This window comes from Bacillus sp. PS217 (assembly GCF_037963535.1).
GTDB classification, from domain to species: Bacteria; Bacillota; Bacilli; order Bacillales; family Bacillaceae; genus Bacillus; species Bacillus subtilis.
On record NZ_CP150157.1, the window covers coordinates 485,859 to 505,151 of the forward strand.

The window sequence follows — 19,293 nt, forward strand, 5'->3', positions numbered from 1 at the left end:
CAAAGAGAAGTCAGAATGATAAGAAAATACCGACAGGGGGATATTCACATGAGTCAAACAACAGCAAGCATCACAACTGCACAATGGCAGCAAAAACGGGATCAATTTGTGTCAAAAGGTGTGAGCAACGGCAACCGCAGTCTGGCGGTCAAAGGAGAAGGGGCCGAGCTGTACGATCTGGACGGCCGGAGATTTATTGATTTTGCAGGCGCCATCGGCACGTTAAATGTCGGACACTCGCATCCGAAGGTGGTTGAGGCTGTGAAGCGGCAGGCGGAGGAGCTGATTCATCCTGGCTTTAATGTCATGATGTACCCGACTTATATCGAGTTAGCCGAAAAACTGTGTGGCATTGCACCGGGCAGCCATGAGAAAAAAGCGATTTTTCTTAACTCAGGGGCAGAAGCGGTCGAAAACGCTGTGAAAATCGCCAGAAAGTATACAAAGCGCCAAGGCGTTGTCTCGTTTACACGCGGGTTTCACGGGCGCACAAATATGACGATGAGCATGACAAGCAAGGTAAAACCTTATAAATTCGGTTTCGGGCCTTTTGCGCCAGAGGTTTATCAAGCGCCGTTCCCTTATTATTATCAGAAGCCGGCCGGCATGAGTGATGAAAGCTATGACGATATGGTCATTCAAGCATTCAATGATTTCTTTATCGCTTCAGTGGCGCCTGAAACGGTGGCGTGTGTCGTGATGGAGCCAGTGCAGGGAGAAGGCGGGTTTATTATTCCTTCGAAACGGTTCGTACAGCACGTCGCTTCATTCTGCAAAGAACACGGCATTGTTTTTGTTGCTGATGAAATCCAAACCGGCTTTGCCAGAACTGGCACTTATTTCGCAATTGAGCACTTTGATGTAGTGCCCGATCTGATCACGGTTTCTAAATCGCTTGCGGCAGGCCTGCCATTAAGCGGCGTGATCGGGCGTTCGGAAATGCTTGATGCGGCAGCGCCAGGGGAGCTGGGCGGCACGTATGCCGGCAGCCCGCTCGGCTGCGCGGCGGCTTTGGCAGTCTTGGATATTATCGAAGAAGAAGGACTGAATGAGCGATCTGAAGAAATTGGCAAAATCATTGAAGATAGGGCGTATGAGTGGAAAAAAGAATTCCCGTTCATCGGTGACATCCGCAGACTCGGGGCGATGGCCGCAATCGAAATCGTCAAGGATCCAGACACGCGTGAGCCTGATAAAGCAAAAGCAGCAGCGATCGCGGCCTATGCGAATCAAAACGGATTACTTTTGCTGACAGCGGGAATTAACGGTAATATCATCCGCTTTTTGACACCGCTCGTCATCTCAGACAGCCTTTTAAATGAAGGGCTCAGCATCTTGGAGGCGGGCCTGCGAGCTTAATCATTGGAAAGAAAACGGCTGGGTCTGCTATCATTTTAAGTAATCATGAAAAGAAAGGAATGTTCAATATGCCAGATCAATTAACGGTCTATAACCCGGCTACGGGCGAGGAGATCAAAACGATTCCTCAGCAATCAGCCACAGAGGTAGAAGAAGCCATTGAACGTTCACATCAAGCGTTTAAAACGTGGTCTAAAACATCAGCGAACGAAAGAGCGTCTCTTTTGAAAAAATGGTATGAGCTGATTGTTGAACATAAAGAAGAACTTGCAGATTTAATTACAAAGGAAAACGGAAAACCTTACCAGGAAGCAGTCGGCGAGGTACTTTACGGTGCAGGCTATATTGAATGGTACGCAGAAGAAGCGAAGCGTGTGTACGGAAGAACGGTCCCGGCCCCGACAACTGGTAAACGAATTGTTGTCACACGCCAGCCGGTCGGCCCCGTTGCAGCTATCACGCCCTGGAATTTCCCGAATGCGATGATTACACGCAAAGCGGCGCCTGCTCTTGCCGCTGGCTGTACATTTATCATCAAGCCGGCGCCGGACACACCGCTGTCTGCTTATGAACTAGCACGCCTCGCATATGAAGCGGGCATTCCGAAGGATGTTCTTCAGGTTGTAATCGGCGATGGAGAAGAAATCGGAAATGTGTTCACAAGCAGTCCGAAAATCCGCAAAATCACGTTCACAGGCTCAACACCTGTAGGGAAAATCCTTATGAAAAACAGCGCGGACACCGTGAAGCACGTCTCAATGGAACTCGGCGGACACGCCCCGCTGATCGTAGATGAAGATGCAGACATTGACCTTGCCGTTGAACAGGCGATGGCGTCCAAATACCGAAACGCCGGCCAAACCTGCGTATGTGCCAACCGCCTGATCGTTCATGAATCCATCAAGGATGAATTTGCTGCGAAACTGAGCGAGCAAGTGTCTAAGCTGAAAGTCGGAAATGGACTTGAGGAAGGCATCAATGTCGGACCGATCATCAATAAACGAGGCTTTGAAAAAATCGTCAGCCAAATAGATGATGCGGTTGAAAAAGGCGCGAAGGTTATTGCTGGGGGCACATATGACCGAAACGATGACAAAGGGTGCTACTTTGTGAATCCGACAGTGCTCACCGATGTCGATACGTCCATGAACATCATGCATGAGGAAACATTCGGCCCGGTCGCCCCGATCGTCACGTTTTCTGATATTGATGAAGCGATTCAGCTTGCCAACGATACACCGTATGGCTTGGCTGCTTACTTCTTCACAGAAAACTACCGCCGCGGCACCTATATTTCCGAGAATCTAGAGTATGGCATTATCGGCTGGAATGACGGCGGACCGTCAGCGGTTCAAGCGCCATTCGGCGGAATGAAAGAAAGCGGCATTGGCCGTGAAGGCGGTTCAGAAGGTATCGAGCCGTACCTTGAAACAAAATATTTGTCCATCGGTTTATAAATATATGTTATAAAAGCGTGAATGGAAAAAGAAAACAAAAGCCTTTGTCGTAAAGGGACTGATCCCCGTTTTTGAGACAGGGATCAAAACAATTTTTAAACAGCCAATTGTCGATAGTTTATCGGTGATTGGTTGTTTAGTTTGGATACGAATATTGTTATAATAATGAATGTATTCTATGACAGTGCGTTCTACGATGGCGGTCGTAGTTTGATCAATGCTGTTAAGATAGAACGTTTCAGACTTTAGTGAGGAATGAAACGATTCGATGGAGGTATTATCAGCGGGCGTCCCTTTGCGGGTCATGGTAATGCCTTTTGTTTTAACAGCTTTTTGATACTCGTAAGATGTATAGACAGAGCCTTGATCACTATGTAACACGCAGTTCTCAGGCAGTGTTGGTAGCTGATCAAGTGTGTCTAAGACAAAGGCTGTGTCCTGCTTTTCCCCATTCGTAAAAGCAATCACTTCTTCATTGTATAAATCTAATATACTGGAAAGGTACAATTGTTTCTGTCCATAAGGCAAATATGTGATGTCCGTTACTAGTTTTTCAAGAGGGCGATCAGAGTGAAAGTTCCGATCCAATATATTATCGACCATGGCATATGGCTGCCCATCCTTCTTGCGCTTTTTCACCTTAACCTGGCACTGCCATTGATTGTTCTGCATAATACGTTGAACCGTTTTATGGTTAATACACATTCTCTTTTTTAGTATGGCTGTGATTTTTCGATATCCATATCGATACTTGTGCTCTCGGCACAACGTGCCGATTTGTTTTTCCAAATGGCGCTTGGGATGATCCTTCATCAGATTCTTCTTCCAACGATAATAAGGCGCTAGAGAGATACCTAAATGAATACAGATATCCTGCACGGTCATTGTGCTGTGCAATATTTCTACAATTTCGACTGACGTTTCGCTATCAACTTCCTTTCCAATTCGTTGTACTTTTTTAAAACTTCATTCTGTTGTCTCAGGTAACGAATCTCTGCCTGCAGTTTCTCTAATTCGAAAGAATACTCTGGACCTTTTCCGTAAGTGTATTGCTTTCCAACAGGCTGTTCGAATCGATGTGTATCCCCAGTCTTATGCCATCTAACCCATGTCTGAACCTATGTCTTAATCTTAATATTCAACTCTTGCATGATCTCTTTCATAGATACGCCTGCCAATCTCATTTCTACAGCCTTCTGTTTCACTTCAACCGGATAACTCACTCTTGTCCCAATAGAAAAAACACCTCCAAGTCTAATTTCGGATAACAATTATCCGTATTCAAACTTGAAGGTGTTTTTATTTGTCTCATCTTATGGGGGCAGTCCCTAAAAATCAAAGGTTTTTGTTTAATTTGTTTTCATGTTTAATATGGAATAACAAAGGTTTAAATAAAGACACAAGGAAATTATCTTTATTTAAACAATGCTTCTAAGACAACAGAAATTGATTGTCATAACTTAAGGTACCCATCTTGAGTTTGAGACGTATACAATTTATTGTAATATGAGCTTGATTTGATTAGCTCTTTATGTGATCCAATGTCAGTTATTTTACCATCTTTCATGACTATTACTTTGTCAACTAAAGTACATACATTTAGACGATGAGTAAGTATAATAATGGTTTTATCTTTGTCTTCTTTAAACAAATTCTTATAAATTTTATTTTCTGATATGGGATCTATTGCGGAGGTGGGTTCATCCATAACCATTAAATTAGAATCCCGATAATATAATCTAGCTAAAGCAACTTTTTGCCATTGTCCACCAGATAAATCAATTCCCTCTTCAAAAGAAGGATCAAGCACCGTTTTTAGTTTTAACGGTAATTTTTTTGCGAATTCATTAACTAAGCTTCTTTCTAAAGAATAAGTTAAATCAGGATCTCTTTTCCCCATATCCCCTAAATATATATTTTCCTCAAGAGAGTATGGATATTCTATAAAGTCCTGAGCTAACCAGCCTATTTGCTTTCGTATTGTGTCTTGATTATATTCTTGTATTTCTCTACTGTCATAATATATACTCCCATCATAATTATCATATAGCCCTATTAAACATTTAATTAAAGTGGTTTTGCCAGACCCATTAAATCCAACAACTGCAACTTTTTCTCCTTTTAATATTTCTAAATTGACATTTTTTAAAGAGTAGGATTCTGAGTTAGAGTATCTAAAACTTAAATCTTTTACACGAATACTATGTTCTAATTTATCGAAATTAATTTTCTTAGTGCCAGTCGATTCTTCCTCTTCTTTATTTAATATATTGAAATATAGAGGAAGGTAAATTATAGTTTGATGCAAGTTTGTTAAAGAACCGACTATCTGATGGGAAAAGCCTTGGAATTGTGATATTGCTTGAATTAGCAACATAAATGTTCCAATGGGTATATTAGGCCAATTTGAAATAATGAAAATAATAAGAATAACCAATTGCAAAATTTGAGTACCAATCATTAAAATTTGAACTAGAAATTCCCGTTTATTGTTAAGCCTCCGTTCAGGATTTACTGCTTTCCAGTAATATTTACTCCACTTGTTTATTAAATAATCACCAACTTGAAACATTTTTATTTGAACAACTGATTCTCTGTTTTTTAACAGATCCCAAATTGTATCTTTTTTTCTTTTTATTTCACTAGTTTTATTCAAAATGGCTAGTTCTTCTTTATTATACAACCTTGACATAAGAAAATTAATGACGCTGATAATTACTAATAAAGTAACGATCGACCAGTGCAAATTCTTAAGAATTACAATTAATCCAGCTATGGATAAAATACCTTTAAATAGCTCTATAATATCAATTAATAAACGAGTCCCCATCAAAGGGATTATTTGGGAAACTTGTAGGATATCATTATATATTGTGGAATTATCTAAAGTGGAAGTCTTAATCTTACCTACTTTATTAATTAATTTTAATTCAAAATGGTACGTAAATTTGTAATCCAAATTATTTTCGATGATGCTATTGATTAAAGAAAGTATCTGAATGCTAATATATAAGATTGCTTGAAAAATCAATAACCATATAATTTTTGAAAAATCAGTTGACTTTGAAATATTATTGCCTATCTCCTCAGTCACTGTAAGTGAATAGATAGGGAGTATAGAAAGCATAACAGAAAACAAAAGAAGAATAATCAAATTGATTTTTGATATATGAAAATAAATTTTAATAACTTTAAAAACGTTTCTAAACATTTTTAACCTCTTTAAAATAAACTCTTAATTTAAATTTGTTAATGTGGAATTAATAAGTGAAATTATAAATAAAAAAGAAAGACTATAAAAGTCTTTCTTTTTTATTTATGCTTTGACGCAAGGTTTGGCTGAACATTTAGGAGAAGCTACAATTACTGATTCCCCTTTTTTGCAACCCCAAACTTCAGTATAACGGTAATATGAAGCACCTACTAGATGGTTACATTTTGAGAAGTTATAAACACATCTATTTTTTGTTTTACATGCCATTGTATTCACCCCCTTTCAGTTGAAAATGTCCAAGTTGCTAAATCACGTAAGACATCAATATTCCCATGATACGTACCTAACGATCGACCTTCATAATCGATAGCCATAATTAATGGAAATTGATTGAATTTCAATTGTTCAAGAGTATCAACAGAGCTAATATAGTGAGTTATTTCTGATAATTCTTCGATTGTACTAAAATGTCTTTTTCTATCTTTATCAGGAATAACATTAGCTTCTGGAGGCATAAATGATAATACAACTATATTTTTATTTATGTTTCTTAAGTCATAAATAGAAAGATCTTCTAGCAACTCTTGACATTCACTACAGCCGACTGCAGTTAATAGCAGAAAGCTATCTTGTAAGGTGTTTGAAGCAATTACAGTTTTTTTGTGATTTACAGGATTAATAATTGTGAATTCGGGAAGAATATCTCCTTTTTTGATTCCTTGATCTGCTACCTCTTGAAGTTCTATTTTTTTCTTAAGTGATAACCCAGTTTCACTTTTTTGTAATAGATTAGTAATCTTCCACATGAAATACAAAATTATAACTAATAAAAGCATTATTATAAGGTTAAAAATTAATTCAATCTGCATTTAAATCCCACTTTTCATTTAATAAATTATGAATGTTACGAGCAATAATAAGACCTGTAAATAAAAAAATGATTCCTAGTTCTAGTAAGATGAAATTGTATACATTTACTGTATTTGTTCCGGTGGGAATAATAAGTATAGCGAAAGATAAGAGCATTAAGCTTAAATTTCTGAGAATGGTTTTTTTTCCAATAAAACTGCTCCCCAGAACTCCTCCACAACTACATTTTATAATATTTTTTTTCTTTAAATTAAATGAAATTAATATTGTAAATACTAACAGGAGAATTGATATTCCAAGTGCCCCAATCCATCTCGTTGATTGAAAAAATAATAATAATGATAAAATTAACTCTGCTGTAATGACAAATATAGAGAGAATTAAAATGACTCGCGGATTATTAACCTTAGTAAAGGAAAATACTGTTTTTTTAAAATCTGTGAACTTTATTATCTTTGAAAAACTCGTACTAATAAATATATTTGCTAAGAGTATACGAAAAATTAAGGAGATACTTATCATCCTCTAACAAGCCTCTTTTCAAAAAAATTTGACTTATATATAAATTGAACATATTAAATAAGGTAACTATTTCCTCCAAAAGATATAATACCATTAGACGGATATACTTACAATATATTTCATTATTTTTCATGTAAATATCATTAAATGATGATTTGCTAGTCTCTTTTCAAAATTATTTCGGGGATTTGTTACTAACTATTAGCTTTTTCCAGGTGTACCTATATTTATTATTGAAACGTTATTTTTGAAAAAATTCCAGTTGCTTAGCTTTTACATGAATTGTTAAAGATGATTAAAAAATTTGTTTTCTTAGAGAATAATCACAACAATTCCAGCCAAAATAACAGCAAATACATTTTGAAAGAAGGTTCCCCAACAATGGATTTATTATTGGCTCTTCTCCCGGCTTTGTTTTGGGGGAGCATTGTTCTCTTCAATGTGAAATTAGGCGGCGGGCCGTACAGCCAGACACTGGGAACGACGATCGGGGCACTCATTGTTTCTATCGTTATTTACTTTTTTGTTCAGCCCGTTCTGTCACTTCGCATTTTTATTGTTGGAATCGTATCCGGCCTATTTTGGTCACTTGGACAGGCCAACCAGCTGAAAAGCATTCAATTGATGGGCGTGTCGAAAACAATGCCGATTTCCACAGGAATGCAGCTCGTTTCCACCTCGCTTTTCGGTGTGATCGTGTTCCGCGAATGGTCAACACCGATTGCGATTACGCTTGGCGTTCTCGCTTTGATCTTTATCATTGTGGGAATCATTCTCACGTCCTTGGAAGATAAGAATGATAAAAAAGAGGGCGAGCCAAGCAATTTGAAAAAGGGCATTTTGATTCTCCTTGTTTCGACTCTTGGTTATTTGGTTTATGTAGTCGTGGCTAGATTATTCAATGTGTCCGGCTGGTCCGCGCTGCTGCCACAGGCAATTGGCATGGTGGTCGGGGGGTTAGTTTTAACCTATAGACACAAACCCTTTAACAAGTATGCGATCAGAAATATTCTCCCAGGGTTAATCTGGGCAGGCGGAAATATGTTTTTGTTTATTTCTCAGCCGCGAGTCGGCGTTGCAACGAGCTTTTCCCTTTCACAAATGGGAATTGTCATTTCTACGCTCGGCGGTATTTTCATCCTGCGTGAAAAGAAAACGAAACGCCAGCTAATAGCAATTGCGATCGGGATTATCCTGATTATTGCCGCCGCCGTATTCTTAGGAATCGCCAAAACAAATTCATAACAAATGGAGGAGGATGTATATGTATCCGGATTTAAAAGGAAAAGTCGTCGCTATTACAGGAGCTGCTTCAGGGCTCGGAAAGGCGATGGCCATTCGCTTCGGCAAGGAGCAGGCAAAAGTGGTTATCAACTATTATAGTAATAAACAAGATCCAAACGAGGTAAAAGAAGAGGTCATCAAGGCGGGCGGTGAAGCTGTTGTCGTCCAAGGAGATGTCACGAAAGAGGAAGATGTAAAAAATATCGTGCAAACGGCAATCAAGGAGTTCGGTACACTCGATATTATGATTAATAATGCCGGTCTTGAAAATCCTGTACCATCTCACGAAATGCCGCTCAAGGATTGGGATAAAGTCATCGGCACGAACTTAACGGGTGCCTTTTTAGGAAGCCGTGAAGCGATTAAATATTTCGTAGAAAATGATATCAAGGGAAATGTCATCAACATGTCCAGTGTGCACGAAGTGATTCCTTGGCCGTTATTTGTCCACTATGCGGCAAGTAAAGGCGGGATAAAGCTGATGACAGAAACATTGGCGTTGGAATACGCGCCGAAGGGCATTCGCGTCAATAATATTGGGCCAGGCGCGATCAACACGCCAATCAATGCTGAAAAATTCGCTGACCCTAAACAGAAAGCTGATGTAGAAAGCATGATTCCAATGGGATATATCGGCGAACCGGAGGAGATCGCCGCAGTAGCAGCCTGGCTTGCTTCGAAGGAAGCCAGCTACGTCACAGGCATCACGTTATTCGCAGACGGCGGCATGACACAATATCCTTCATTCCAGGCAGGACGCGGTTAAACAAAAAAAGCGACCCAGACATGACATCTGGATCGCTTTTTTGATTAGGCACGCTTTTTCTTTACCAGTGCCGCTATAGATAAGATAATGGCAGCCGCAGACAGCACAATCGCTGTGATGTCCAGAGCTGAAGAACCTGAGTCTTCGGAATCGTCTTCTGTTTTCGTCGCGCCGTGCTCATCTGTCACTTGCTTTGCAGACGTGATGTTTGTAATGGAATGAGGTGTATCCGCATCCTCGTCACCTGTCCACTCGACAATGCTGCCGTCTTTGTAATATTGGTAGGCGTCCCAAGCGGCTTCCTCCGCTTTATCAGGGTTTTTGGCAACAAAGGTAAACTGCTGGAATTGTCCTTCCTGAATGCCGCCGTCAGTTGCTTCCCACGTCACGGAGACTGATTTGTCATCATGTTTTTGAGTGGATACCTTCCAGCCCGGAATTGGCTCATATTGCTGGAATTCAACATCCTTCGGCATTTTGAGGACAACCTTCGTTGTCGGCAGATTTTTCTCAGAAGGAACCTTCATTGTATACGTTTCCCAAGAGCCTGCAGCAGACTCAGCCGGTTTTACAGAAACATGCGCGCTGGCAGGGGCCGTAAATAATAAGAGGGAGCCGACAATAGCCGGACATAGTGTCAATGCGATTTTTTTCAACAACGTAAACACTCCTTAATTGGTCTTTGTAAACATGATATTGATTTCGTTAAAGTCGCCGGTCAGGCCGTGGACTTTGATCTTCCAGTTTCCTTTTTCATTAATCGACAGGTTTTGATCTTGGAAGACGCCTTTTGTTTTTTCTTTTAATGTAAAGGTGCTTTTGTTTTCGCTGCCTGACAGGCCTGTTTTATAAACGGTTAACGTGATTTGCTGGATGTTTTTCACGGGATCTCCGTTATGGTCGGTGACCCGCAGCTCAAAAACATTTTTTCCGGGCTGGTTTGGGCTGATGCTGAGAGAAACGCTTTGTCCGTTCTCAATCGCTTTGGTTTGGTAGAACGGTTCCGGCGCCGGCTCAGGCGGGCTTGGCAGGCTTGTAAACACGGCCGCTGTGATCAATACAGCGATGCCGATTGCCCACTCCGCTTTCAACGTTCGGCTGATTCCTGTGCGGCGCTGCTTTCTGGTAAGCAGAAAATGAATCGCACCTAAGACCAGCATGAAAACAAACAGCCCGCTTTTCACTAAAAGAGCTTGGCCGTACGCTGTATGGAACAGTGAATCCATTGAACGAATGATGAAAAATCCATTGAGCAAGCCTGAAAACAAAATGACGCCGACTGCAGTGAGCGCCCATGGGGAGAACCGTCTGACCGTCTCCCACGCGAGCGTTTTGTCAGGCTGCCTCCATTCTTTTGAGAGCAGCAAAACGAGTGCCGCTATTCCGCCAACCCAGATGGAAGCGGAAGTTAAATGAAGGAAATCCATCAAAATGCCGACCGTTTTTTCTTCAACGACAGCAGCATGCCCGGTAAACGCCTTGGCGAGCAGGAGACCGAAAAAGAAAATGAGCGGCGCTGTCCAATAGCCAAAGGATGAAAAGCGGTTTTTCCGTATCGCAGGGATGACAGACAGTGCGAGCAGCACGAACAGCGCAGCCTGTATGATCCAAATGGAGCCGCCTGCTGTCTCAAGCAGTGTTTCTCTGATGTAGCCCGGCTGGAAGGCGCTGCCCCAGCCGCCGCCTGCGTTCGCTTTTGTCTGAATCGGAAGCTGAAGCAAAAGCGCCAGCCCCAGTGCTGCGATCGAGCCGGTCAGGATACGTCTCGTCCGTTTGACGAGCTGTTCTGATTTCCCTTTATACCAGAAAAGATGGAAGAAAACCGTTCCGATAAACAGAGATAAGGCTGTATACAGAATCGCGCGATCTGCTGCTGTTCCCGGATTCAGCGCTGAGTCGGCTGCTTTTTGGCTGCTGAATCCGCCATCCGCTTTCCCGATACTGAATGGAATGACGCCGGAAACAGGATGCCCGTCCGCGGATACGGCATTCCATTCCGCTCTGTACACATCTTTAGGCAGATTCTTCTTCAGCTTCACTGTCATGATGTGATGATTATCTTTTTTGATTTCAGTCTTGTCCGTATCCACACGGTCGCCGTTTGAATTATAGACTTTAATGTAATGAAACCCTTCTTCAACCGGTTCATTAAATTCGATTTCCACCTGCGCAGGAGCACTTTTTAATTCGCTGTTTTCCCCAGGTGAAGATTTGACAATATAGGCGTGAGCAAAGCTTGTTTTCGGCAGGAAAACAAGAAAAAGTAGAAGGATGATCCACCATCTGTTTCGCTTCATCACTCAGACACCACCTTCCGCTGTATGTGTTGTGTTATTTCTTGGTGCAGGTGCAGCGTTTCTTTCGGTCTTGAAGCATGTCTTCCAGCGCTTGGTCGAAAGTGCGGACGGCTCCGCCGAATCCTTTTTGAAATCGCTCGGCATGGTCAAGTGTCGCAAACGGAATGGCCTGCGGCTGGCAGCAGTGCAGGTTTAATTCAGCATTTACGACGAAATAAGCCGAACCGGCACTGACGGTTGTCTGTAACAGAAAATCTCTGCAAATCAAGTGTGAAACCTCTTCCGTTTTATCCGCGTAACGCAAAAACGCGCAATGTGCGCAGCATAGCTGTTCAATGTCTTGGTTTACCGTAATCAGCTGAACCGAATGAGCTTGATTGACGGGCTTCAAGCAATAGCTGCACATATGATCTGTTTGAGGTGTTCGGACGGGGAGCGTGATGCCGCCGGCCGTTTTAATGACCTGATTTGACTGAACCAGCTGATTGACATCTCTATATACCGTCATTTCCGAAACGCCGAACCTTGCGCTGATGTCAGAAATTCTAAGCGAGCCTTCTTCTTTCAGCCACTTCAGTATGTGTTGCTGTCTATTAATCGGAAGCATTCATACACCCTCTTCATTAAGATCTATTTAAGCGTAGAGGATTTTAGAGACGGAGACAAGTAAGTGGATGATAAAAAATGTGAAAATGTGTTGAACAGCAACAAAACGAAACAGAAGGGACTCTGGTATAATAGACAGATGGAATAGAAAGTGAGGAATACCTTATGAAAGAAACACCATGCCCGAACTGCGGCAAACCTTTGACAGGCGATATGGTCAGATCATCAAATGTGCCTTGTCAATTTCGCTGCGGCCACTGCCGGGAACGGCTTTATGAATATAAAGTTTCAGCTCCGATTATGCTGGTATCATTAGCGGCCATCGTGCTGCTTATTTATCTTTTGATGCTCCTCCGCAATGCGGCAGGCTCAGTGCTGCCAGCTGTACAGCACGTGCCGATGGCTGTATTTGCGCTTGTGTGCGCGTATCCCGTTTTTATTGTGAGTGAGCGGATGATTGCAAAGTACGTGATTCAAAATGGCAACATCATTTATAGAGGAAAGAGAAAAGGCTCCTGAAATCAGGAGCCTTTTTATTTTTAAAAAATTGTCACAGTCATGTGCCAAAGTCCTCTTTACTTTCAATTGTATAGGGACTGTAAGCGTTTTAACATAGAGTCAAAGGGAAGCATCATTCTCTGAACATATTTTTTATCTTACAGCGACAAACAAAACAGGGAGGGTTTATATATGCAGCAGCAAGAACAGCAGCAAGGCGGCATGAAAGTGAAAGTGCAGCGCTTTGGGAGTTATTTGAGCGGAATGATCATGCCGAATATCGGCGCGTTTATCGCGTGGGGTATCATTACCGCGTTGTTTATTCCGGCAGGATGGTTTCCGAATGAACAGCTGAACACGCTGGTCAGCCCGATGATTACGTATTTATTGCCGCTTTTGATAGCGTATACAGGCGGAAAAATGATCTACGACCACCGCGGCGGAGTTGTCGGAGCGACAGCGGCAATTGGGGTGATTGTCGGATCGGATATTCCAATGTTTTTAGGCGCAATGATTATGGGTCCGCTTGGCGGATACCTCATTAAACAGACTGATAAATTATTCAAGGATAAAGTCAAACAAGGCTTTGAAATGCTGATCAACAACTTTACGGCAGGGATTGTCGGCGCGGCTTTAACGATTCTCGCGTTTTACGCCATCGGCCCGGTTGTCCTGACGCTAAATAAATTGCTGGCGGCTGGTGTGGAAGTCATTGTACACGCTAATTTACTGCCGGTAGCCAGTGTTTTTGTAGAACCGGCGAAAGTGTTGTTCCTCAACAACGCCATTAACCACGGAATCTTAAGCCCGATCGGAATCGAGCAAGCATCTCAAACAGGAAAATCAATTCTGTTTTTAGTAGAAGCAAACCCTGGACCGGGGCTCGGCATTTTGCTGGCGTACATGTTCTTTGGCAAAGGATCTTCAAAATCAACGGCTCCCGGTGCGGCGATCATCCATTTCTTCGGCGGGATTCACGAGATTTACTTCCCGTACATTCTGATGAAACCGGCCCTGATTCTCGCAGCCATTGCCGGCGGAGCAAGCGGACTCTTAACGTTTACGATCTTTAATGCCGGACTTGTCGCGGCAGCGTCACCGGGAAGCATTATCGCATTGATGGCAATGACGCCAAGAGGAGGCTATTTCGGGGTATTGGCGGGCGTATTGGTCGCTGCAGCTGTATCGTTCATCGTTTCAGCAGTGATCCTGAAATCCTCAAAAGCTAGTGAAGAAGACCTGGCTGCCGCAACAGAAAAAATGCAGTCCATGAAGGGGAAGAAAAGCCAAGCAGCAGCTGCTTTAGAGGCGGAACAAGCCAAAGCAGAAGAAGCGTCTGAGCTGTCTCCTGAAAGCGTGAACAAAATTATCTTTGCGTGTGATGCGGGAATGGGATCAAGTGCCATGGGGGCATCCATCTTAAGAAACAAAGTGAAAAAAGCGGAGCTTGACATCAGTGTGACCAACACGGCCATTAACAATCTGCCAAGCGATGCGGATATTGTCATCACCCACAAAGATTTAACAGACCGCGCGAAAGCAAAGCTGCCGAACGCGACGCACATATCAGTGGATAACTTCTTAAACAGCCCGAAATACGACGAGCTGATTGAAAAGCTGAAAAAGTAATCTTATAGAAAGAGAGTGATACTCATGCAAGTACTCGTAAAGGAAAATATTAAACTCAATCAAACGGTATCATCAAAAGAAGAGGCCATCAAATTGGCAGGCCAGACGCTGATTGACAACGGCTACGTGACAGAGGATTACATTAGCAAAATGTTTGAACGTGAAGAAACGTCTTCTACGTTTATGGGAAATTTCATTGCCATTCCACACGGCACAGAAGAAGCGAAAAGCGAGGTGCTTCACTCTGGAATTTCAATCATACAAATTCCAGAGGGCGTTGAGTACGGAGAAGGCAACACGGCAAAAGTGGTATTCGGCATTGCGGGTAAAAATAATGAGCATTTAGACATTTTGTCTAATATCGCCATTATCTGCTCAGAAGAAGAAAATATTGAACGCCTGATCTCCGCTAAAAGCGAAGAAGATTTGATCGCCATTTTCAACGAGGTGAACTGACATGATCGCCTTACATTTCGGTGCGGGGAATATTGGGAGAGGGTTTATCGGCGCGCTGCTTCACCACTCCGGCTATGATGTGGTGTTTGCGGATGTAAACGACACGATGGTCAGCCTCCTCAACGAAAAAAAAGAATACACAGTAGAACTGGCAGAAGAGGGACGTTCATCAGAGGTCATTGGCCCGGTCAGCGCGATTAACAGCGGCAGTCAGCCCGAGGAGCTGTACCGGCTGATAAATGAGGCGGCGCTCATCACAACAGCTGTCGGTCCGAACGTGCTGAAGCTGATTGCTCCGTCTATCGCAGAAGGTTTAAGGCGGAGAAACGCTGCAAACACACTGAATATCATTGCCTGCGAAAATATGATTGGCGGTAGCAGCTTCTTAAAGAAAGAGATATACAGCCATTTAACGGAAGCAGAGCAGAAATCCGTCAGTGAAACGGTAGGTTTTCCGAATTCTGCCGTTGACCGGATCGTCCCGATTCAGCATCATGAAGACCCGCTGAAAGTATCGGTTGAACCATTTTTCGAATGGGTCATTGATGAATCAGGCTTTAAAGGGAAAACACCAGTCATAAACGGCGCACTGTTTGTTGATGATTTAACGCCGTACATCGAACGGAAGCTGTTTACGGTCAATACCGGACACGCGGTCACAGCGTATGTCGGCTATCAGCGCGGACTCAAAACGGTCAAAGAAGCAATTGATCATCCGGAAATCCGCCGTGTTGTTCATTCGGCGCTGCTTGAAACTGGTGACTATCTCGTCAAATCGTATGGCTTTAAGCAAACTGAACACGAACAATATATCAAAAAAATCATCGGTCGCTTTGAAAATCCTTTCATTTCGGACGATGTGACCCGCGTAGCGAGGTCACCTCTCAGAAAACTGGGAGAAAATGATAGACTTGTAGGCCCGGCAAAGAAAATAAAAGAACCGAATGCACTGGCGGAAGGAATTGCCGCAGCCCTGCGCTTCGATTTCACCGGTGACCCTGAAGCGGTTGAACTGCAAGCGCTGATCGAAGAAAAAGGATACAGCGGTGTGCTTCAAGAGGTGTGCGGCATTCAGTCTCATGAACCGCTGCATGCCATCATTTTAAAGAAACTCAACCAATAATCACCCCGTGACACCACGTCACGGGATTTTTTTCTAGTATAATAGAAAACGCTTACGATAACAGGGGAGGAGAATGACGATGAAACAATTCGAGATTGCGGCAATACCGGGAGACGGAGTAGGAAAAGAGGTTGTAGCGGCTGCTGAGAAAGTGCTTCATACAGCGGCTGAGGTACACGGAGGTTTGTCATTCTCATTCACGGCTTTTCCATGGAGCTGTGATTATTACTTGGAACACGGCAAAATGATGCCCGAAGATGGAATACATACGCTTACTCAATTTGAAGCGGTTTTTTTGGGAGCCGTCGGAAATCCGAAGCTGGTTCCCGATCATATATCGTTATGGGGACTGCTGCTGAAAATCCGGAGGGAGCTTGAGCTTTCCATTAATATGAGACCCGCCAAACAAATGGCGGGCATTACGTCGCCGCTTCTGCATCCAAATGATTTTGACTTCGTGGTGATTCGCGAGAACAGTGAAGGTGAATACAGTGAAGTCGGCGGACGCATTCATAGAGGCGATGATGAAATCGCCATCCAGAATGCGGTGTTTACGAGAAAAGCGACAGAACGTGTCATGCGCTTTGCCTTCGAATTGGCGAAAAAACGGCGCAGCCATGTGACAAGCGCCACAAAGTCTAACGGCATTTATCACGCGATGCCGTTTTGGGATGAAGTCTTTCAGCAGACAGCCGCTGATTATAGCGGAATCGAAACATCATCTCAGCATATTGATGCGCTGGCCGCTTTTTTTGTGACGCGTCCGGAAACGTTTGATGTCATTGTGGCGAGCAACTTGTTCGGTGATATTTTAACCGACATCAGCTCAAGCCTGATGGGAAGCATCGGCATTGCGCCTTCTGCGAACATCAATCCATCCGGCAAATATCCGTCCATGTTTGAACCGGTTCACGGCTCAGCTCCTGACATTGCCGGACAGGGCCTTGCCAATCCGATCGGCCAGATTTGGACAGCGAAGCTGATGCTCGACCACTTCGGAGAGGAAGAATTGGGGGCGAAAATTCTGGATGTAATGGAGCAAGTGACTGCCGACGGCATCAAAACACGCGACATTGGGGGACAAAGCACAACGGCTGAGGTCACTGATGAAATCTGTTCGCGCTTAAGAAAGCTCTGATGAATCAGGCCGGGGCAGATGGCTGCCCCGGCCTGTCCATTTCCTTACGAAAATTTCCACGAAAGTCTAACCAAGCAGATCCAAATGCTGTATAATAATTTGGAATTCTTAGGAAAGCATCGGGTGAAGGAAGTTGAATGCAAAAACAATCACGTTAAAGAAAAAAAGAAAAATCAAAACGATCGTTGTACTCAGTATTATTATGATCACAGCTCTCATTTTTACGATCAGATTGGTGTTTTACAAGCCTTTTCTTATTGAAGGATCATCAATGGCCCCAACGCTTAAAGACTCAGAAAGAATTCTGGTTGATAAAGCAGTCAAATGGACTGGCGGGTTTCACAGAGGCGACATCATAGTCATTCATGACAAAAAGAGCGGCCGCTCATTTGTCAAACGTTTAATCGGTTTGCCTGGTGACAGCATTAAAATGAAAAATGATCAGCTATACATAAATGATAAAAAGGTGGAAGAACCATACTTAAAGGAATATAAACAGGAGGTCAAAGAGTCGGGTGTAACCTTAACAGGTGACTTCGAAGTTGAGGTTCCTTCCGGTAAATATTTTGTGATGGGAGATAACCGTCTCAATTCACTGGATAGCAGAAACGGAATGGGCATGCCTTCTGAGGACGATATCATCGGTACTGAATCTCTCGTCTTTTATCCATTCGGTGAGATGAGACAGGCAAAATAAAACGCAATGCAACAAAGAACATGGAACGTACGGAACCAAAACACGCGATTATAAAGCACCGTGCGCGTTTAAAAAATTTCTGATGAAACAGGGCGGAGCCGTTTTTCCGCCCCGTTTTTTATGATAGAGAACGTTTTGAAGAAAAGGGCCCTGTTGAAATAAACAGAATCAGGATTGGCGAAGCCGTGAAGCGCATCGAATTGGTAAATCTCAAGATGGGTATGCTGTTTTTCCCGCAGTTTTTTGATAAGAAGCGCTACGTCAAACGACGGCTCATAATTAGGGAAAAACAATAGGACCGGGCAGGCTGGCACGTGATGAAGAGAGTCGCGTATCCGGGAACCGTAATAACAAACCGATCCGCTCACCTCAGGCATACTGCTGCATTTCCATGCGATAGTAGCCCCCACGCTGAATCCAATCACAAAGATGTGCCGTCCGGCGTTTTGCCTGATCACATTCTGGATGATGGTTTCTCCCGTTTTCAGCCGTTCGTGTTTTGTAAATTGTTCGTATGCCGTTTTTTCTTCTTGCAGTGTGTAGACTTCATCCTCGCCGAGCAGGTTGGGCGTCAACACATCATATCCAGCCATTTTGATCAGCCGGCCCATCTTTTTCATATGGCTGTTTACACCGTATATTTCGTGTACGAGAATGACAAGCGGTTTTGGGGACATAACGGCCTCCTTTTGTGTTTTTTCCATTATATCCTATCGTTTCACTTTAGGCTGAGATATAATGGTCAAAAAAAGGAGATATAAAATGAACTCATTATCTTTGCCTCACCGCTATCCATTTTTGTTTATTGATGGCGTGACGGACAGCGAGCCCGGCAAACATGCGGCAGCTTATAAGCTGATTAGTGAGAACGACTGGTTTATCACTGATACGCAAACAGAAATGCCGTTTTCACTTGTGATTGAAGCGCTTGCGCAAACCGCGGCTTTTACAGGAATTACAGATGAGAACAGCTTGGGATTATTGTCTTCGGTGAAGAAAGCGGAAAAGCTGGGAGAAGCTGTGCCTGGTGACCGGCTTGATCTTACGTTTGAAGTCACGCGCAATCGGCGCGGGTTTGTGTTCGGACATGCCAAGGCATCAGTTGGAGAGCAGCCTGTTGCTGAAGCTGAAATCGGCATCTATATTGAAAAATGAAAAAAACCCTTCACAACATTTTGTGAGGGGTTCTATTTTGTGTCGTAATCCCGTTCGCTTTGAGAGTTATCTCTTTGCTGGCGTTTGTGTTTTTCATCATTCATATTTTCCTTCAGCTCTTCATTAGGAATCGGATCGGTTAAGTCGTTGTGCTCGGGGTTTTCATTTGGTTTGTTTTGCTGTTTTCTTTCTGTCATGTTTGATCACCTCACCGTTTGTTTT

18 protein-coding genes and 1 pseudogene are annotated in these 19,293 nt (G+C 43.0%); 11 read left to right on the forward strand and 8 right to left on the reverse strand.

The genetic code is table 11. The features are described 5' to 3' along the window. Positions 1-48: 48 nt before the first annotated feature. Both gabT and gabD read left to right on the forward strand, forming a co-directional pair. The gene (gene gabT / locus NSQ83_RS02570; protein ID WP_015252814.1) at positions 49-1,359 is read left to right on the forward strand and encodes a 4-aminobutyrate--2-oxoglutarate transaminase; all 1,311 of its coding nucleotides are present in this window, start codon (positions 49-51) and stop codon (positions 1,357-1,359) included. Between the two features lie 68 nt (positions 1,360-1,427). Then, the gene (gene gabD / locus NSQ83_RS02575; RefSeq protein ID WP_198878980.1) at positions 1,428-2,816 is read left to right on the forward strand and encodes a succinate-semialdehyde dehydrogenase; all 1,389 of its coding nucleotides are present in this window, start codon (positions 1,428-1,430) and stop codon (positions 2,814-2,816) included. 95 nt (positions 2,817-2,911) lie between these two features. Here gabD and NSQ83_RS02580 read toward each other — a convergent pair. The 3 genes and pseudogenes from NSQ83_RS02580 to NSQ83_RS02590 form a co-directional block, all read right to left on the reverse strand. Continuing rightward, a pseudogene (locus NSQ83_RS02580) lies at positions 2,912-4,051 on the reverse strand (IS3 family transposase). A 218-nt stretch (positions 4,052-4,269) separates the two neighbouring features. Beyond that, positions 4,270-6,027: an ABC transporter ATP-binding protein gene (locus tag NSQ83_RS02585; protein ID WP_198878981.1), complete on the reverse strand. Its 1,758-nt coding sequence runs from the start codon at positions 6,025-6,027 to the stop codon at positions 4,270-4,272. Between the two features lie 275 nt (positions 6,028-6,302). Then, entirely contained in the window at positions 6,303-6,899 is a 597-nt protein-coding gene (locus NSQ83_RS02590) for a hypothetical protein (RefSeq protein ID WP_063336064.1), read from the reverse strand. Between the two features lie 904 nt (positions 6,900-7,803). Here NSQ83_RS02590 and glcU point away from each other — a divergent pair. Both glcU and gdh read left to right on the forward strand, forming a co-directional pair. Next, positions 7,804-8,667: a glucose uptake protein GlcU gene (glcU, locus tag NSQ83_RS02595; protein WP_003234455.1), complete on the forward strand. Its 864-nt coding sequence runs from the start codon at positions 7,804-7,806 to the stop codon at positions 8,665-8,667. 19 nt (positions 8,668-8,686) lie between these two features. After that, a complete protein-coding gene (gene gdh / locus NSQ83_RS02600; protein ID WP_003246720.1) occupies positions 8,687-9,472 on the forward strand; it encodes a glucose 1-dehydrogenase in 786 nt (261 codons plus the stop codon). 44 nt (positions 9,473-9,516) lie between these two features. On the opposite strand, the gene NSQ83_RS02605 is transcribed toward gdh, so the two are convergent. From NSQ83_RS02605 to ycnK, 3 genes are read right to left on the reverse strand one after another with little or no spacing between them, the layout of a single operon-like run. Beyond that, positions 9,517-10,131 carry a DUF1775 domain-containing protein gene (locus tag NSQ83_RS02605; protein ID WP_198878983.1) on the reverse strand — a complete coding sequence of 205 codons (615 nt, stop codon included), beginning with the start codon at positions 10,129-10,131 and terminating at the stop codon, positions 9,517-9,519. Between the two features lie 12 nt (positions 10,132-10,143). Further along, complete coding sequence (ycnJ, locus tag NSQ83_RS02610) at positions 10,144-11,769, reverse strand: copper transporter YcnJ (RefSeq protein ID WP_198878984.1); 1,626 nt, start codon at positions 11,767-11,769, stop codon at positions 10,144-10,146. Positions 11,770-11,803: 34 nt separating this feature from the next. After that, entirely contained in the window at positions 11,804-12,376 is a 573-nt protein-coding gene (gene ycnK, locus NSQ83_RS02615) for a copper uptake transcriptional regulator YcnK (protein ID WP_015252812.1), read from the reverse strand. A gap of 164 nt (positions 12,377-12,540) precedes the next feature. Here ycnK and NSQ83_RS02620 point away from each other — a divergent pair, with 164 nt between their 5' ends. The 6 genes from NSQ83_RS02620 to lepB all read left to right on the forward strand — a co-directional run bounded on the left by NSQ83_RS02620 (position 12,541) and on the right by lepB (position 17,916). Further along, on the forward strand, positions 12,541-12,894 hold the full coding sequence (locus NSQ83_RS02620; RefSeq protein ID WP_003246726.1) for a hypothetical protein: 354 nt from the start codon (positions 12,541-12,543) through the stop codon (positions 12,892-12,894). A 171-nt stretch (positions 12,895-13,065) separates the two neighbouring features. Further along, a complete protein-coding gene (locus NSQ83_RS02625) occupies positions 13,066-14,502 on the forward strand; it encodes a PTS mannitol transporter subunit IICB (RefSeq protein ID WP_010886406.1) in 1,437 nt (478 codons plus the stop codon). Positions 14,503-14,526: 24 nt separating this feature from the next. Continuing rightward, on the forward strand, positions 14,527-14,958 hold the full coding sequence (locus tag NSQ83_RS02630) for a PTS sugar transporter subunit IIA (RefSeq protein ID WP_088467525.1): 432 nt from the start codon (positions 14,527-14,529) through the stop codon (positions 14,956-14,958). A 1-nt stretch (position 14,959) separates the two neighbouring features. Next, positions 14,960-16,081, forward strand: coding sequence for a mannitol-1-phosphate 5-dehydrogenase (locus tag NSQ83_RS02635; protein WP_088467526.1), 1,122 nt, complete (start codon positions 14,960-14,962; stop codon positions 16,079-16,081). A gap of 73 nt (positions 16,082-16,154) precedes the next feature. After that, the gene (locus NSQ83_RS02640) at positions 16,155-17,219 is read left to right on the forward strand and encodes a tartrate dehydrogenase (protein ID WP_003234436.1); all 1,065 of its coding nucleotides are present in this window, start codon (positions 16,155-16,157) and stop codon (positions 17,217-17,219) included. A gap of 133 nt (positions 17,220-17,352) precedes the next feature. After that, positions 17,353-17,916, forward strand: a complete 564-nt coding sequence (gene lepB, locus NSQ83_RS02645) for a signal peptidase I (protein WP_088467527.1) — start codon at positions 17,353-17,355, stop codon at positions 17,914-17,916. A 68-nt stretch (positions 17,917-17,984) separates the two neighbouring features. On the opposite strand, the gene NSQ83_RS02650 is transcribed toward lepB, so the two are convergent. Continuing rightward, positions 17,985-18,593, reverse strand: coding sequence for a dienelactone hydrolase family protein (locus NSQ83_RS02650; RefSeq protein WP_128441364.1), 609 nt, complete (start codon positions 18,591-18,593; stop codon positions 17,985-17,987). 85 nt (positions 18,594-18,678) lie between these two features. Here NSQ83_RS02650 and NSQ83_RS02655 point away from each other — a divergent pair, with 85 nt between their 5' ends. Beyond that, positions 18,679-19,071: a 3-hydroxyacyl-ACP dehydratase FabZ family protein gene (locus NSQ83_RS02655; RefSeq protein WP_003246580.1), complete on the forward strand. Its 393-nt coding sequence runs from the start codon at positions 18,679-18,681 to the stop codon at positions 19,069-19,071. A gap of 32 nt (positions 19,072-19,103) precedes the next feature. Here the strand turns inward: NSQ83_RS02655 and NSQ83_RS02660 are convergent, their stop codons facing one another. Next, positions 19,104-19,268 carry a hypothetical protein gene (locus tag NSQ83_RS02660; RefSeq protein WP_032678934.1) on the reverse strand — a complete coding sequence of 55 codons (165 nt, stop codon included), beginning with the start codon at positions 19,266-19,268 and terminating at the stop codon, positions 19,104-19,106. Between the last annotated feature and the right edge of the window lie 25 nt (positions 19,269-19,293).